Source organism: Pseudomonas sp. GW821-FHT01C01 (assembly GCF_059422645.1).
Genome location: NZ_JBWKXF010000021.1, coordinates 61,091 through 75,054 on the forward strand (window position 1 = coordinate 61,091; position 13,964 = coordinate 75,054).

Consider the following 13,964-nt stretch of genomic DNA (forward strand, 5'->3'; position numbering starts at 1 on the left):
CGGCATTCACAAGACGTGCGGGCACTCCATTTCCTGTAGGAGCGAGCTTGCTCGCGATGAACCCGAGAACGCCGCGGGGTGCCAGGTTTCCAGCGTTATCGTTGACGACCATCGCGAGCAGGCTCGCTCCTACAGTGATTTGTGCATCAGAGCCAGATGGCGTCCCAGAGTGGGTAGTCACCGATATGGTCGACGAGGCCTGCGCGTAGGGGGTTGGCGATGATGTATCGGGCGATGGCTTTCAGATCTTCCTCGCGACGCAGGGCTCGGTCGAAGTAGCCCTTTTGCCATACAGGAGCATATAGATCTCGTCTCTGATTGATGAGGCGTGTGCAGCGAGATTTGGTGGCTTGCACCAGTTTCGGTAAATCACCGTTATGCAATTCAACCAGCCAGTGAAAGTGATCTGGCATCACCACCCAGGCTATAGACGTGGCATAGCCGGCTTCCTGAGCCCTTCTGAACTCATGCACCAAAAAGCGGCCAGTGCGCCAATCCTGGAAGAATGGTTGTCGTTCATGGGTGACAGCGGTCAGGTGATAGATGCGACCGGATTGCGAGTGCCGACCGGTGCGTAATCGATGGGTTTTTGGCGTGTTGGACATTCCGTTGTCCTCTTCGTTGATGGGAAGAGAAAACGGTAGGCGTGGTGCGGGAGGTTGTCGCTTCGGCAGTGGATCAGGATGTGTCCTGCACCTGTAGGAGCGAGCCTGCTCGCGATGAAATCAAAGACGCCGCGGGGTATCAGGTTCCCCGCGTTATCGTTGACGACCATCGCGAGCAAGCTCGCTCCTACAGGAAGGGCGGCGATTGATCAGGGTATTAAGGCCGAGCGCCACCGCGCTGAGCAGCAGGAACGCGAGTGCCAGGGTCGTTTGCAGATCTATACCACTTAGATTGATCAATGCGCTGGTCAAGCCGCCAAAAATGAAAACCAGTGTGTTCCCGGCCGACGCCGAAGTGCCGGCGTTGTCCGCAAACACGTCCATTGCTTTGGATGTGGCAATGGGGCGGGCAATGGTCGTGCCGGCGGTGCAGATGATCATCGGCACCAATACGGTCAGGATCGAAAGTCCAAGCCTGCTTGCGAGTAAAAGCATCACCACTCCCGAGAAGAAAATCAGGCTCAAGCCGACGATGATTTGAGTATTGGGTGTTATCCGGCTGGAAAGCACCCGGGCGGAGATCCCTCCGATGATATAAGCCGCGCCATAGAGCAGTAGGGTCAGGGAGAACGCGTAGGGCGACATGCGGAGCTGATCCATGAAGATCAACGGCGAAACGACGATAAAGGAAAAATGGCAGGTAAAAGCGATGGCCGCGATCAACCAATAGCCCAGGAAGCTCGCATTGCCACACACCCGGCGATAGGCGTGGAAAATATTTTGGCGTGAGGTCACGGCAGGTCGCTGGTCTTCCAGCATGAAACACGCCTTCAGAAACACGACGACGGCCAAGGCTATAAACAGGAAAAAGCTACCGGGCCAATCAAGTGCTTGCTGCAACACACTGCCCAACAACGGCGAGACGGAAATGAATACCCCGCTGGCCGTGACCATCAGAATCCGCAGCCGATCCCGCTCCTTGCCTTCAAACAGATCCTGAACCAGCGCCTGCGACAGCACGAAGCAACCGCAGCCGATGGCCTGGAGCATCCGGAAAAACAGGAACCAGGCGTATTCGGTGGTCAGGATGCACCCAGTTGCACCGACAATCGATACCGCCATACCCGCCAGTAATAGCCCTTTTCGGCCGATAACATCGGACAGGGGGCCGATCAGTAGCTGAGACAGGGAGATGCCGACAGCGAAGAGACTGATGGACAGGGAAATATCCGCAGGCGTGGTCCGAAAGTGTTTGGCCAGAGCGGGAAAGGAAGGGAGCAAAACATCAAGGGGAAAGACGCTCAGCAGCGTCATGGTCAGCAGCAATAGAATGGCTGATGATTTTTTTGCAGTGTCTTCTGAGTGTGTCATCAGCCCAATTACTCGAACTTTGCGAGGAGTCGAGGATTGGTTTGATGGCGGGCGAAGTCAATCTGCAGGACGGTGGGAACGTTCCTGATCAGCTGTAGGAATGTTCTTGTCTGTGTTAAGCGGGGCACCGCTCCCGCACTGGTTCAGCCCAGTACGGGAGCGCCAGCGTCTTAACTGTTTGGCAGCAACCGGCAGGTGATGCTCTTGATGTAGCGGGTTTCAGCAATCGCCGGGTGCACCGGATGATCCGGCCCCTGACCGCCGCGTTCGAGCATCTGGATGTTGCGGTCCAGGTGACGGGCGCTGGTCAGCAGGATGTTCTGCAGGTCGTCTTCCGGCAGGTGCATCGAGCACGATGCGCTGACCAGGATTCCGTCCTTGGTCAGCAGGCGCATGGCTTGCTCGTTCAGGCGGCGGTAGGCGCCTTCGCCGTTTTTCATGTCTTTCTTGCGCTTGATGAATGCCGGAGGGTCGGCCACGATCACGTCGAAACGTTCTTCGCTGGCTTTCAGTTCTTTGAGGGCTTCGAACACGTCGCCTTCGATGCAGGTCATTTTCTCGGCGAAGCCGTTCAGCGCGGCGTTGCGCTCGACACCATCAAGGGCGAACGCCGACGCATCGACGCAGAACACTTCGCTGGCGCCGAACGCGGCAGCCTGCACGCCCCAGCCGCCGATGTAGCTGTACAGGTCCAGCACGCGTTTGCCTTTGGCGTACGGCGCCAGGCGTGCGCGGTTCATGCGGTGGTCGTAGAACCAGCCGGTTTTCTGGCCCTGAATGACCGGTGCTTCGAATTTCACGCCGTTTTCTTCGAGGGCAACCCACTCCGGCACCAGGCCGAATACGGTTTCGACGTAGCGGGTGAGGCCTTCGGCATCACGGGCAGCAGAGTCGTTCTTGAACAGGATGCCGCTTGGCTTGAGCACTTGGGTCAGCGCCGCGATCACGTCGTCTTTATGGGCTTCCATGGTCGCCGAGGCGATCTGCACCACAAGGATGTCGCCGAAACGGTCGACCACCAGGCCCGGCAGCAGGTCGGAGTCGCCGTAGACCAGGCGATAGAACGGCTTGTCGAACAGGCGATCGCGCAGCGACAGGGCGACGTTCAGGCGGTGCACCAGCAGCGACTTGTCCAGCGGCAACTTGATGTCGCGCGACAGTACACGGGCGCAGATCAGGTTGTTCGGGCTCATGGCGACGATGCCCAGCGGCTTGCCGCCGGCGGCTTCGAGGATCGCCTGGTCGCCGGCCTTGAAACCGTGCAATGGTGTAGCGGCTACATCGATTTCGTTGCTGTAGACCCACAAGTGACCGTTGCGCAGACGACGGTCGGCGTTGGCTTTGAGGCGCAGGCTAGGCAGGGACATGTCGTCGCTCCGGAAAAAAGAGCGGGAGTATAGCGTGTTGAGACCCCGGATTGGCCTGCAAGTGGACATGTGGCGAGGGAGCTTGCTCCCGTTGGACGGCGAAGCCGTCCTGATATTGGTAGATGCGGTGCATCAGACAAACCGGATTCACCGGTTTTGCGGCTGCTGCGCAACCGAGCGGGAGCAAGCTCCCTCGCCACGGAGACTCGTCATGCGATTTGGTATGTCGGATCCAACTTCATAAAGGTTAGAATCGCCGTCTGACGCCAGAGTGTGCACAAATGTCCCAAGAGCTGACTTCCGAACAGATCCAACAAGCCCTGCAGGGCATCAGCGTACCGGCCCAGCCGCAAATCATGGTGGATTTGCAGATGGAGCAGTACATGCCCGACCCGGATCTGGAAGTCATTGCCAAGCTGATTTCCCAGGATCCGGGACTTTCCGGCTCCTTGCTGAAGATCGTCAATTCGCCGTATTACGGGCTGAGCAACAAGATTGCTTCGATCCAGCGCGCGGTGAATCTGCTGGGCAGTCGCTCGGTCATCAACCTGATCAATGCGATGTCGATCAAGGGCGAGATGAATGACGACACCATTGTCACCCTGAACCGTTTCTGGGACACCGCTCAGGACGTGGCGATGACCTGCCTGACCCTGGCCAAGCGCATCGGCGTTGAAAATGGCGACGAAGCGTATGCCCTGGGCTTGTTCCACGACTGCGGCGTGCCCTTGATGCTCCAGCGTTTCCCCGACTACATGGGCGTTCTGGAACAGGCCTATGCCAACACCAGTGCCGAATGCCGGGTGGTGGACACGGAGAATCAGGTGTTCAATACCAATCACTCGGTGGTCGGCTATTACACGGCCAAGTCCTGGCGCCTGCCGGAACACGTGAGCGCGGCGATCGCCAACCACCACAATGCCTTGGCGATATTCAGCGATGAATCTTCGCGCAACAGTTCGTTGAAAAACCTGCTGGCGATCCTGAAGATGGCCGAGCACATTTGCGCGTCGTATCGGGTGCTGGGCAATCAGACCGAAGATCACGAGTGGAACAGCATCGCGCCGCTGGTGCTCGATTATGTCGGCCTCTCGGACTACGACTTCGAGACCCTCAAGCAGACGATCCGCGACCTCGGCACTCATCGCTGAGTGTCGGACCTTTCCAGGCCATGAGCCTGATCCGAGAGCACCATGCCTGAATTGCCAGAAGTCGAAACCACCCGTCGCGGCATCGCGCCGTACCTGGAAGGCCAGCGCGTCAGCCGGGTGATCGTGCGTGATCGGCGCTTGCGCTGGCCGATCCCCGAAGACCTCGATGTGCGCCTGTCCGGGCAGCGCATCGTATTGGTGGAGCGGCGCGCCAAGTACCTGCTGATCAATGCCGAAGTCGGAACCTTGATCAGCCACTTGGGCATGTCAGGCAATTTGCGTCTGGTGGAGGCCGGGCTGCCAGCGGCCAAGCATGAGCATGTGGACATCGAACTGGAGTCGGGCCTGGCCCTGCGTTACACCGACCCGCGGCGCTTCGGCGCAATGCTCTGGAGCCTCGACCCGCTCAATCACGAATTGCTGATTCGCCTGGGGCCGGAGCCGCTGACCGACCTGTTCGACGGCGAGCGCCTGTTCCAGCAGTCCCGTGGTCGTTCAATGGCGGTCAAACCGTTCATCATGGACAACGCGGTGGTGGTGGGTGTCGGCAATATCTACGCGACCGAAGCGTTGTTCGCCGCCGGGATCGACCCGCGCCGCGAAGCCAGGAGCATTTCCCGCGCGCGTTATTTGAAGCTGGCCATCGAGATCAAGCGCATCCTCGCGGCCGCCATCGAGCGCGGCGGTACCACGCTGCGGGACTTTATCGGCGGTGACGGTCAGCCTGGTTATTTCCAGCAGGAACTGTTCGTGTATGGCCGTGGTGGTGAGCATTGCAAGGTGTGTGGCACGGGGCTGCGGGAAGTGAAACTGGGGCAGCGTGCAAGCGTTTTTTGCCCGCGTTGTCAGAGCTGAAAGTTAGTTGGATTTTCAGTGAGGCTGATGACGCCTTCGCGAGCAAGCCCGCTCCCACAGGGGACTTGTGTACGGCGCAGATCCCCTGTGGGAGCGGGCTTGCTCGCGAAGAGGCCCGAAAGAGCGCTGGAAACCTGAGAATCAAGCCTTGCCGGTGATCTTGCGGTACTTCTCCATCAACTGCTCTTCAGTCTCCGGATGAGCTTCGTCCAGTGGAATGCAATCCACCGGGCAGACCTGCTGGCACTGCGGTTCGTCGTAGTGGCCGACACACTGGGTGCACAGGTTCGGGTCGATCACGTAGATCTCTTCGCCTTGGGAAATGGCGGCGTTCGGGCACTCGGGTTCGCAGACGTCGCAGTTGATGCAATCGTCGGTGATGATCAGGGACATGCTAACTCCAGCCGGGGCGGCAGGCCCGGGCGTAATAAACCAATGCGTACAATTGTGCCGCATTGGCGCCCGTGTTGCACGCAGGTGCGACGCACTGTAGGAGCCAGCTTGCTGGCGATGGACAAGAGGGCGCCGCGTTTATTCAGGTGGCCCTCGTTATCGTTGACGTTCATCGCGAGCGAGCTCGCTCCTACAGGGTTATTTCTTGAAGCGTTCGGTCAGTGCGTCCGCCACCGCAGGGTGCACGAACTTGGTGATATCGCCGCCCAAGGCTGCAATTTCACGGACCAGCGTCGAGGAAATGAAGGAATAGCGCTCGGACGGGGTAAGAAACAGGCTTTCCACATCCGGCGCCAGTTGGCGGTTCATGTTGGCCAGCTGGAATTCGTATTCGAAGTCCGACACCGCGCGCAAACCACGCAGGAACACGTTGGCATTCTTCTCTTTGGCGAAGTGCGCCAGCAATGTCGAGAAGCCGACGACTTCAACGTTCGGCAGGTGTTTAGTGACCTCGCGCGCCAGTTCCACACGCTGTTCCAGGGGAAACAACGGGTTTTTCTTCGGGCTGGCGGCGACGGCGATGATCACGTGATCGAACAGGCGCGAGGCGCGTTCGACCAGATCGCCATGGCCCTTGGTAATAGGGTCGAAGGTACCTGGGTACAACACTCGGTTCATCGCGTCGTCCTGGCGGGAATCCGTTGGGGAGTCGGATGGTATCGCAGCCTTCCCGGTCGGCCAAGTCGCCTGTTGGGTAAGAAAGCACTATAGACGATGGGAATAATCGCTATTTTCATGAGTTTTTTAAACGTTCGGCCAGGGATGTCGCCAGTTGCGCCGTCAGTCCGTAGACCGACAGCTGCGGATTGGCGCCAATGCTGGTGGGGAACAGCGAGCCGTCGTGAATCGACAGATTGCCGAGCTGATGATGCCGGCCGAGGCTGTCGGTCACTGCGTTTGTCGGGTCTTCACCCATGGGGCAACCGCCCATCACATGGGCACTGCCCAGGCGTGTGCGGTACAACTCCAGGCTCAGGCCGTCGATCAGGGTGCGGGCTTCGGCCAGGGTCTTCACGTAACGGGCGTCGGCGTGCATCGGCATCACGGCCTTGGCGCCACCGGCAAACTGTATTTCGGCCATGCTATGAAAGGCCCGGCGCAATCCATCCCAGGCGTAAGGCGAGAGCTGATAATCCAGCACTGGCGTGTCATCGCCGCGCAATTCGACACTGCCACCGGGGCTGTCCGGGTGAAACCCGTCCCGCAGCAACGCCAGCATGGCGTGGGTATGGGGCAGATTGGCCATGTGCTGTGAGTTTTCCTGGCCGAAACCGCCGAGCAACGTCGTGGCCAGCGCCGGGTGCAGGGGCGGGACTTCCAGTTTGTAGGACATCTTGCCGGTGGTGCCGTCCTGCCATTGGAAATGGTCGGAATAGATCGACTGCGGCGCGCCGTAGAACGGGTTGACCACTTCGTCGAACAACGCAGCGGACATGTTCACCGGGTGCAGGAACGTGCGTTTCCCCAGACGTTTGTGCGGGTCAGGCGCACCGGAACGCATCAACAAGGCCGGGCTGTTGATTCCGCCACCGGCCAGCACGAAATGCCGCGCCTTGACCGTGATGATGTGTCCGGTCGGCGCTACGCAGCGTTCATCCATCGCCGAGCATTGCAGGCCGGTGACCTTGTCGCCGCTGATCGTGAGTTTTTCGGCGCGGGCCAGGTAAAGCAGCTCGCCACCTTTTTCCAGGGTCGCCGGAATGGTGGTGACCATCATCGACTGCTTGGCGTTGGTCGGGCAGCCCATGCCGCAATAACCGAGGTTCCAGCAGCCGCGAACGTTGCGTGGGATGACGTGCCAGCTGTAGCCCAGTTCCTGGCAGCCCTTGCGGATCACATCATTGTTGGCGTTGGGCGGCACCATCCACGGCGCGACGCCCAGGCGCTGTTCCATTTTCTCGAACCACGGCGCCATTTCCGCCGGGCTGTGACCCTTGACGTTGTGCTCTTTGGCCCAGTGTTCGAGGGTCGGCTCCGGGGTGCGGAAACTGGAGGTCCAGTTGATCAGCGTGGTGCCGCCGACCGCCCGACCCTGGAGGATGGTGATCGCGCCGTCCTTGCTCATGCGGCCGATGCCTTCCTGATAGAGGCTGCTGTAGGCCTGGTCTTCGAGCAGCTTGAAGTCGCTGCTGGTCTTGAGCGGGCCTTCCTCGATCAGCAGTACTTTGTAACCGGCCGCACTGAGGATTTCGGCGGTGGTGCCGCCGCCGGCACCGCTGCCGATGATCGCCACGTCCGCTTCGAGTGTCAGGTCCTGGGACAGTTGCGAGCCGTTGTAGGTTTTCCAGCCTCGGGCCATGCCTTCGCGAAATGGATCAGGTACGGGCATCTTCGGATTCTCTTTTTATTGTTGGAAATGTGCTTTGGCGGCTGGCGTCTTCGCGAGCAAGCCCGCTTCCACAGGGGCACGTGGTCAATGTGGGAGCGGGCTTGCCCGCGAAGGGGGCTACTCGGTATCAGACGGTTGGCGGCCCGGGATACCCGCAATGCGCCCACGATTCCTTGCGGCCGTACCAGGCCATCATCACCAGTTGCAGCAAGGAGCTGTGGCCCATGCGCAACAGACTCAACGAGCTGTTTTCCCAGCGTTCTAGGAAGCGTCGGATATCGCTGGTGCTGGCGTTTTCCCAACTGCCCCAGATACCGGTCAACGGTCCGCGGGTCACGGCCATGTCCAGCACATCGAACAGTTGCCGGGTCAGCTTGAGCATTTCCGGCGACAGGTGAGCAAGGTTGTAATCCAGGCTTTTAAGTGTGCCCTCGACAGCCTCGGGCATCCGTTCGGAGGTCACGGCGCCATCGAGCATGACCGGAATCAACGCCCGCAAAAACAGCAGGTCGCCGCTGCGTAACGTGGTGAAACCACTGGCCGGGACACTCGATGAACAGCCGCTGAGGCTGGCGCCCAACCCGGCAGTGGCGAGAAAAGCGCTGGCGCCGAGGCTGAATTTAAGCAGCCCGCGCCGTGACAGCGCGGGTGAATCGGACAGGCTTGGGTTCATTATTGTTATTACCCGACGGTGATGGTCGTTAGCGGATGAACAGCTTCTGGATCAGCTTCTGGATCGATTTGCCATACGGCGGGTAGATCAGTTTCGCCGCGTTGAACCGCTGTTTGATCAGCACACCCTTGGCCTTGCTGAAGGTCAGGAAACCTTCATGGCCGTGGTAGTGGCCCATGCCCGAGGCACCGATGCCGCCGAACGGCATGTCGTCCTGGGCGACGTGCAGCAGCGTGTCGTTCAGGCACACGCCGCCGGAGTGGGTTTCGTGCAGCACGCGCTGTTGTTCGCGCTTGTCGTAGCCGAAGTAATACAGCGCCAGTGGGCGCGGACGCTGGTTGATGTAGGCAAATGCCTGATCCAGATCCTTGTACGGCACGATCGGCAGCAGCGGCCCGAAGATTTCGTCCTGCATCACCGTCATGTCGTCAGTGACATTGAGCAGCAGGCTATGGCTCATGCGGCGGCCCTGGCCCTGGTCGAACAGCGGCATCAGCAGCGCACCCTTGCCTGTGGCGTCGCTGATGTAACCATTGAGGCGCGCCAGTTGTCGCTCATTGATGATCGCGGTGTAGTCCGGGTTGTCGGCCAGCGTCGGATAAAACCCGCGGACGGCCGTGCGATAGGCTTCGACGAATCCTCCGACGCGGTCCTCCGGCACCAGCACATAGTCCGGGGCCACGCAGGTCTGGCCGGCATTCAGGGTCTTGCCGAAGGCGATGCGCTCGGCGGCGTCCTTGAGCGGCACGTCGCGGGAAACGATGGCCGGGGACTTGCCGCCCAGCTCCAGGGTTACCGGGGTCAGGTTTTCCGCGGCGGCGCGCATCACATGTCTGCCGATGCTGGTGGCGCCGGTGAACAGCAGGTGATCGAACGGCAGGCGTGAAAACGCCACGCCCATATCGGCCTCGCCCAAGACCACGCAAACCAGGTCTTCGGGGAATATGCGCGCCAGCAACTGCTTCATCAGCAAGCCGGTAGCGGGAGTCGATTCACTGAGCTTGAGCATCACCCGATTGCCCGCCGACAGCGCACCGACCAACGGACCAATGGCCAGGTACAGCGGGTAGTTCCACGGCACGATGATCCCGACCACGCCCAACGGTTGGTAAACGACTTTGGCCGATGCAGGCTGGAAGGCTGCGCCCACCTTGCGCCGCGAGGCTCGCATCCAGCCCTTGAGGTGTTTGCTGGCGTAATGGATGCCGTGCAGGCTGGGCATCAGCTCGGCGAGCAGGGTTTCATCGGCGCTGCGATGACTGAAGTCCTGGCTGATCGCATCGATCAGGGCCTGGCGTTCATTGTTCAACAAATCCTTTAGCGCCTTGAGCCATTGCAGGCGCTGTGCGGCCGGTGGCATCGGGTTGGCGGCGTAGGCGGCACGCTGAGCGTCGAACAGGGTCTGAAGCTCTTCCAGCGGCTGCTGTAGGTTCTGCAGATAGGAAATTTCAGCAGTCATGGTCGGCTCCGGATTTATTGTAATGAGGCACTTTTTAGAGTTTATGCTCTAGAAAGTCAAATGACATCCTGGAACAGCTTTGTTTTATCCGATCGCGGATAGATCTAAGATGCCCATCAACGCACTCTGAATTAAAGCTCAAGCCATGGCCCCACGGATCAAAACCAGCGAGCGCATCGTGCAGAACAGCCTGGAGCTGTTCAATCAACAGGGCGAACGCAGCATCAGCACCAACCACATTGCTGCCCACATGGAGATTTCCCCGGGCAACCTGTACTACCACTTCCCGAACAAGCAGGCGATCATCGCCGTGCTGTTCAGCGAGTACGAAAGCCTGGTGGACAGCTTCCTGCGCCCGCCCCAGGGGCGCGGCGCCACGGTGGAAGACAAGCGCTTCTACCTCAAGGAGCTGCTGGCGGCGATGTGGCGCTACCGGTTTCTGCATCGCGATCTCGAACATTTGCTCGACAGCGATCCGGACCTGGCCGACCGCTATCGACGCTTCTCCCAGCGCTGCCTGATCCAGGGCGCGGCGATCTACGAAGGTTTTGTCGCCGCCGGTATCCTGAAGATGGACAAGGTGCAGATCGAATCCCTGACGCTCAATGCCTGGATCATCCTCACGTCCTGGGTGCGTTTCCTGTGCACCACACGGGAGAACTCCAGCCACCTCAGCGAGCAAGCCATTAAACGCGGGGTGTATCAGGTGCTGGTGCTGGAAACCGGGTTCGTCACGGAGCAGTCCCGCGATGCGGTCAATGCATTGTTCGAGGAGTTTTACGTGCCCCTGGCCCAGGCGCTGGAAGAAGTACAGTAGGATCAAGGCCGACTTAATCACAGGAGCCCGTTATGCCCATTGCGCAACTGATCAGCCCGCAAGCACTGGACCTGAAAAAGGACCAGCCGGGGCTGGTGATTCTGGATTGTCGTTTTGCCCTCGAAGACCCGGATTACGGTCAGCGCAGCTATGCCGAAGGGCACATCGCCGGTTCGAGCTACGCCGACCTTGAACGTGATCTGAGTGGCGCCGTGGTCAAGGGCGTGACCGGGCGTCATCCGTTACCCGAGCCGGCGCAGTTGATCGAGCGTCTGCAAGCCTTTGGCATCAACGTCGATAGCGAAGTGGTGCTGTATGACGACGGCCCGGGCGCCTATGCGGCGCGGGCCTGGTGGTTGCTGGCGTGGTTGGGCAAGCGCGACGGTGTGCTCATCCTCGATGGCGGCCTCAAGGCCTGGCACGCGGCCGGTTTGCCGCTGAGTCTGGATGCGCCGGCGATCACCCGTGGTTCCTTCACTGGCAGTCCTGACACGGCGTTGCTGATCAATGCCGAGCAGCTGCAAAAGCGCCTCGCCCGGCCGGAACTGACCCTGCTCGATGCCCGCGCACTGCCGCGTTTCAAGGGTGAAGTGGAGCCGATCGATCCGGTTGCCGGGCACATTCCTGGCGCTCAATGTGCGGCGTTTACCGACAACCTGGGCAGCGACGGGCGCTTCCTGCCGGCCGATCAGCTCAAGCTGCGTTTCGCCGCAAAACTGGGCGATCGTTCGCCGAATGATCTGGTGGCGTATTGCGGTTCCGGCGTGACGGCGTGCCACAACCTGTTTGCCTTGTGCCTGGCGGGTTATCCGCTTGGCTCGTTGTATGCGGGGTCGTGGAGTGAGTGGATCAATGATCCGGCGCGGGGCGTCGCAAAAGGTGAGTAACCCCCCCATCTAATGTGGGAGCGGGCTTGCTCGCGAAAGCGGTGGATCAGTCGACATCTTCTTTGACTGTTACCCCGCTTTCGCGAGCAAGCCCGCTCCCACAATGGTTCTTCGTCGTCATCAAGGTCCGGGCAGTTGCCGGGCTGTGCGATACGCTCCCGGTCCAACCCCATACACTTGCTTGAACTGCCGGCTCAGATGGCTCTGGTCGGCAAACCCCAGTTGCGTCGCGACTTCCAGCGGCAGACAACCACTTTGCAATAACCCTCGTGCCCGGGCGATGCGCTGCTGCATCAACCAGGTGTGTGGCGGCATGCCGGTGGCCCGGCGGAATACCCGGGCGAAATGGAATGGCGAGAGATTGACCGCCGCCGCCAGCGCCTCCAGTGAAGGCGGAGCTGCCAGTTGCGCATGCAGCAATTCCTTGGCCTGGCTCACGGCCCGGTGTTCCTTGCCAGGTTTACCGGTATCGGGGACTGCCGCATGGCGTTGTAACAGCGCCAGCATCAGCTCGCGCCAGGCGGTTTGCTGTTGCAGTGCGGTGGCGGGGCTTTCCAGCAAGCGGTGCAATTGACAGAACCCGTTCACCAGATCCTGATCGCGATACAGCGTGGCGCTGAAGGTCGGCGGGTTGTGGGTCGGCAGTTCGAGTTCGGCCAACAGCGAGAGTATCTGTTCGCTGTCGGGATAAAACGCCCGGTACAGCCAGCCATCCTCCGTGCCCTTATGGCCGGTGTGCAATTCATCGGGATTGATCAGCACCAGCGTGCCGCTGCCCGCCAGGTGTTCGGCGCCGCGATAACGGTAACGCTGGGCACCCGCCATGATCATGCCGATCACATAGCCGTCATGCACATGGGGCGCGAAACGATGATCGATGTAGCGAGCGGACAACAACTCGACCCCGGCCAGTGGCGGGGTTTGCCAGAAGTGGATCGACTCGCCTTGATTCGCGCCCATGATTCAAACGCGCCCTACGGCGGCCAGCCATTCGGGGATGCGCCGTTCAAGGTAGTAACCCGGTTGCCTGAGCGTGCCGTCGACGAAGCCGACATGCCCGCCCCTGGCCTGCAGTTCGAATTGCGTGCAAGCGGACAACTCATCGACGTGCGGCAGGCTGTGAGGAAACACGAAGGGGTCGTCGGCGGCCTGAATCATCAAGGTCGGCGTACGAATCTCGCCGAGGAAGTAGCGGCTCGAGGCGCGGCGATAATAATCCTCGGCATCGACAAAGCCGTTCAGCGGTGCGGTAACCCGGCCATCGAAATCCCAGAACGTGCGCATGTTTTCCAGCGAGCCAAGTGCGGCCAATGCGGCCAGGCCTTCCTCGCGTCCGTCGTGCTGGAACTGTCGTTGTTTGTTCTTGATGTAGGCGACCATCTCGCGCATGAAATGCGCCTGATAGACCTTTGAGAAGCCCTGGCCGATGCGGTCGGCGCACTGGTCCAGGCGGAACGGCACCGACACCGCTACGGCGCCCATCACGCCGCTATCGCTGCCGGCTTCGCCCAAGTGCTTGAGCAGGACGTTGCCACCCAGGGAGTAACCCACCGCATACAGTGGCGCGAGGGGCCGTTTGGCCCGCAGGTGCCTGATGGTTTCGGCCAGGTCTTCACTGGCGCCGGAGTGGTAGCTGCGCGGCAACAGATTGGGTTCGCCGGAACAGCCACGCCAGTTCAGCGCGACGCTGGCCCAGCCCCGGTCGCCCAGGGCTTTTTGCATACCGGCCACGTAAGGCGAATTCGACGAGCCGGTCAACCCGTGCAGCACCAGCACCAACGGCGCCGCGGCGCTGTGCGGACCGTGCCAGTCGAGGTCGAGGAAGTCGCCATCCTCAAGCCACAAGCGTTCACGCTCGCGTTCGATGTGCACGGTTTTTCGCCACAGCGGCCCCCACAAGGTTTGCAAGTGCGGATTGCCGAGGCCGAAGGCGGGGGTGAAGCGTTCTGGCGGATGGGGCACGTTCTTTCTCGATGCAGCGGTGCGTACCGGGTACG

Annotated in this window: 14 protein-coding genes; 4 read left to right on the forward strand and 10 right to left on the reverse strand. The window is 60.5% G+C overall.

Features of this window, described 5'->3' with window-relative positions:
- Positions 1-146 precede the first annotated feature (146 nt).
- From AC07XF_RS15010 to AC07XF_RS15020, 3 genes are all read right to left on the reverse strand, one after another.
- Entirely contained in the window at positions 147-605 is a 459-nt protein-coding gene (locus AC07XF_RS15010) for an REP-associated tyrosine transposase (RefSeq protein WP_495027105.1), read from the reverse strand.
- 153 nt (positions 606-758) lie between these two features.
- The gene (locus AC07XF_RS15015; protein WP_495027106.1) at positions 759-1,976 is read right to left on the reverse strand and encodes an MFS transporter; all 1,218 of its coding nucleotides are present in this window, start codon (positions 1,974-1,976) and stop codon (positions 759-761) included.
- 170 nt (positions 1,977-2,146) lie between these two features.
- Complete coding sequence (locus AC07XF_RS15020; protein WP_103395796.1) at positions 2,147-3,343, reverse strand: class I SAM-dependent rRNA methyltransferase; 1,197 nt, start codon at positions 3,341-3,343, stop codon at positions 2,147-2,149.
- 281 nt (positions 3,344-3,624) lie between these two features.
- Between AC07XF_RS15020 and AC07XF_RS15025 the strand changes: the two genes are divergently transcribed.
- Positions 3,625-4,494 carry an HDOD domain-containing protein gene (locus AC07XF_RS15025; RefSeq protein ID WP_495027107.1) on the forward strand — a complete coding sequence of 290 codons (870 nt, stop codon included), beginning with the start codon at positions 3,625-3,627 and terminating at the stop codon, positions 4,492-4,494.
- A gap of 42 nt (positions 4,495-4,536) precedes the next feature.
- Positions 4,537-5,349: a bifunctional DNA-formamidopyrimidine glycosylase/DNA-(apurinic or apyrimidinic site) lyase gene (gene mutM, locus AC07XF_RS15030; RefSeq protein WP_277532742.1), complete on the forward strand. Its 813-nt coding sequence runs from the start codon at positions 4,537-4,539 to the stop codon at positions 5,347-5,349.
- Between the two features lie 141 nt (positions 5,350-5,490).
- On the opposite strand, the gene AC07XF_RS15035 is transcribed toward mutM, so the two are convergent.
- From AC07XF_RS15035 to AC07XF_RS15055, 5 genes are all read right to left on the reverse strand, one after another.
- Complete coding sequence (locus tag AC07XF_RS15035) at positions 5,491-5,742, reverse strand: YfhL family 4Fe-4S dicluster ferredoxin (protein WP_003195146.1); 252 nt, start codon at positions 5,740-5,742, stop codon at positions 5,491-5,493.
- Between the two features lie 198 nt (positions 5,743-5,940).
- Positions 5,941-6,420: a pantetheine-phosphate adenylyltransferase gene (gene coaD, locus AC07XF_RS15040; protein WP_045059801.1), complete on the reverse strand. Its 480-nt coding sequence runs from the start codon at positions 6,418-6,420 to the stop codon at positions 5,941-5,943.
- Between the two features lie 115 nt (positions 6,421-6,535).
- Positions 6,536-8,131, reverse strand: coding sequence for a GMC family oxidoreductase (locus AC07XF_RS15045; RefSeq protein WP_495027108.1), 1,596 nt, complete (start codon positions 8,129-8,131; stop codon positions 6,536-6,538).
- A gap of 127 nt (positions 8,132-8,258) precedes the next feature.
- Positions 8,259-8,804 carry a twin-arginine translocation pathway signal protein gene (locus AC07XF_RS15050; RefSeq protein ID WP_495027109.1) on the reverse strand — a complete coding sequence of 182 codons (546 nt, stop codon included), beginning with the start codon at positions 8,802-8,804 and terminating at the stop codon, positions 8,259-8,261.
- A gap of 28 nt (positions 8,805-8,832) precedes the next feature.
- Positions 8,833-10,263: a coniferyl aldehyde dehydrogenase gene (locus AC07XF_RS15055; RefSeq protein WP_495027110.1), complete on the reverse strand. Its 1,431-nt coding sequence runs from the start codon at positions 10,261-10,263 to the stop codon at positions 8,833-8,835.
- 145 nt (positions 10,264-10,408) lie between these two features.
- On the opposite strand from AC07XF_RS15055, the gene AC07XF_RS15060 reads away from it, so the two are divergent.
- Both AC07XF_RS15060 and AC07XF_RS15065 read left to right on the forward strand, forming a co-directional pair.
- Entirely contained in the window at positions 10,409-11,080 is a 672-nt protein-coding gene (locus AC07XF_RS15060) for a TetR/AcrR family transcriptional regulator (protein ID WP_495027111.1), read from the forward strand.
- A 32-nt stretch (positions 11,081-11,112) separates the two neighbouring features.
- The gene (locus AC07XF_RS15065) at positions 11,113-11,967 is read left to right on the forward strand and encodes a sulfurtransferase (RefSeq protein ID WP_495027112.1); all 855 of its coding nucleotides are present in this window, start codon (positions 11,113-11,115) and stop codon (positions 11,965-11,967) included.
- Positions 11,968-12,087: 120 nt separating this feature from the next.
- Here AC07XF_RS15065 and AC07XF_RS15070 read toward each other — a convergent pair whose 3' ends face one another.
- Positions 12,088-12,927 (reverse strand): AraC family transcriptional regulator, encoded by an 840-nt coding sequence (locus AC07XF_RS15070; RefSeq protein WP_495027113.1) that lies wholly within the window; start codon positions 12,925-12,927, stop codon positions 12,088-12,090.
- A 3-nt stretch (positions 12,928-12,930) separates the two neighbouring features.
- Complete coding sequence (locus tag AC07XF_RS15075; protein WP_495027114.1) at positions 12,931-13,929, reverse strand: hydrolase; 999 nt, start codon at positions 13,927-13,929, stop codon at positions 12,931-12,933.
- Between the last annotated feature and the right edge of the window lie 35 nt (positions 13,930-13,964).

Bases quoted from the DNA above. Each gene is read 5' to 3' on its own strand.
- AC07XF_RS15060 (WP_495027111.1), top strand. From the start codon at position 10,409: ATGGCCCCACGGATCAAAACCAGCGAGCGCATCGTGCAGAACAGCCTG.
- coaD (WP_045059801.1), bottom strand. From the start codon at position 6,420: ATGAACCGAGTGTTGTACCCAGGTACCTTCGACCCTATTACCAAGGGC.
- AC07XF_RS15020 (WP_103395796.1), bottom strand. From the start codon at position 3,343: ATGTCCCTGCCTAGCCTGCGCCTCAAAGCCAACGCCGACCGTCGTCTG.
- AC07XF_RS15015 (WP_495027106.1), bottom strand. From the start codon at position 1,976: ATGACACACTCAGAAGACACTGCAAAAAAATCATCAGCCATTCTATTG.
- AC07XF_RS15035 (WP_003195146.1), bottom strand. From the start codon at position 5,742: ATGTCCCTGATCATCACCGACGATTGCATCAACTGCGACGTCTGCGAA.
- AC07XF_RS15010 (WP_495027105.1), bottom strand. From the start codon at position 605: ATGTCCAACACGCCAAAAACCCATCGATTACGCACCGGTCGGCACTCG.
- mutM (WP_277532742.1), top strand. From the start codon at position 4,537: ATGCCTGAATTGCCAGAAGTCGAAACCACCCGTCGCGGCATCGCGCCG.
- AC07XF_RS15045 (WP_495027108.1), bottom strand. From the start codon at position 8,131: ATGCCCGTACCTGATCCATTTCGCGAAGGCATGGCCCGAGGCTGGAAA.
- AC07XF_RS15070 (WP_495027113.1), bottom strand. From the start codon at position 12,927: ATGGGCGCGAATCAAGGCGAGTCGATCCACTTCTGGCAAACCCCGCCA.
- AC07XF_RS15065 (WP_495027112.1), top strand. From the start codon at position 11,113: ATGCCCATTGCGCAACTGATCAGCCCGCAAGCACTGGACCTGAAAAAG.
- AC07XF_RS15025 (WP_495027107.1), top strand. From the start codon at position 3,625: ATGTCCCAAGAGCTGACTTCCGAACAGATCCAACAAGCCCTGCAGGGC.
- AC07XF_RS15055 (WP_495027110.1), bottom strand. From the start codon at position 10,263: ATGACTGCTGAAATTTCCTATCTGCAGAACCTACAGCAGCCGCTGGAA.
- AC07XF_RS15050 (WP_495027109.1), bottom strand. From the start codon at position 8,804: ATGAACCCAAGCCTGTCCGATTCACCCGCGCTGTCACGGCGCGGGCTG.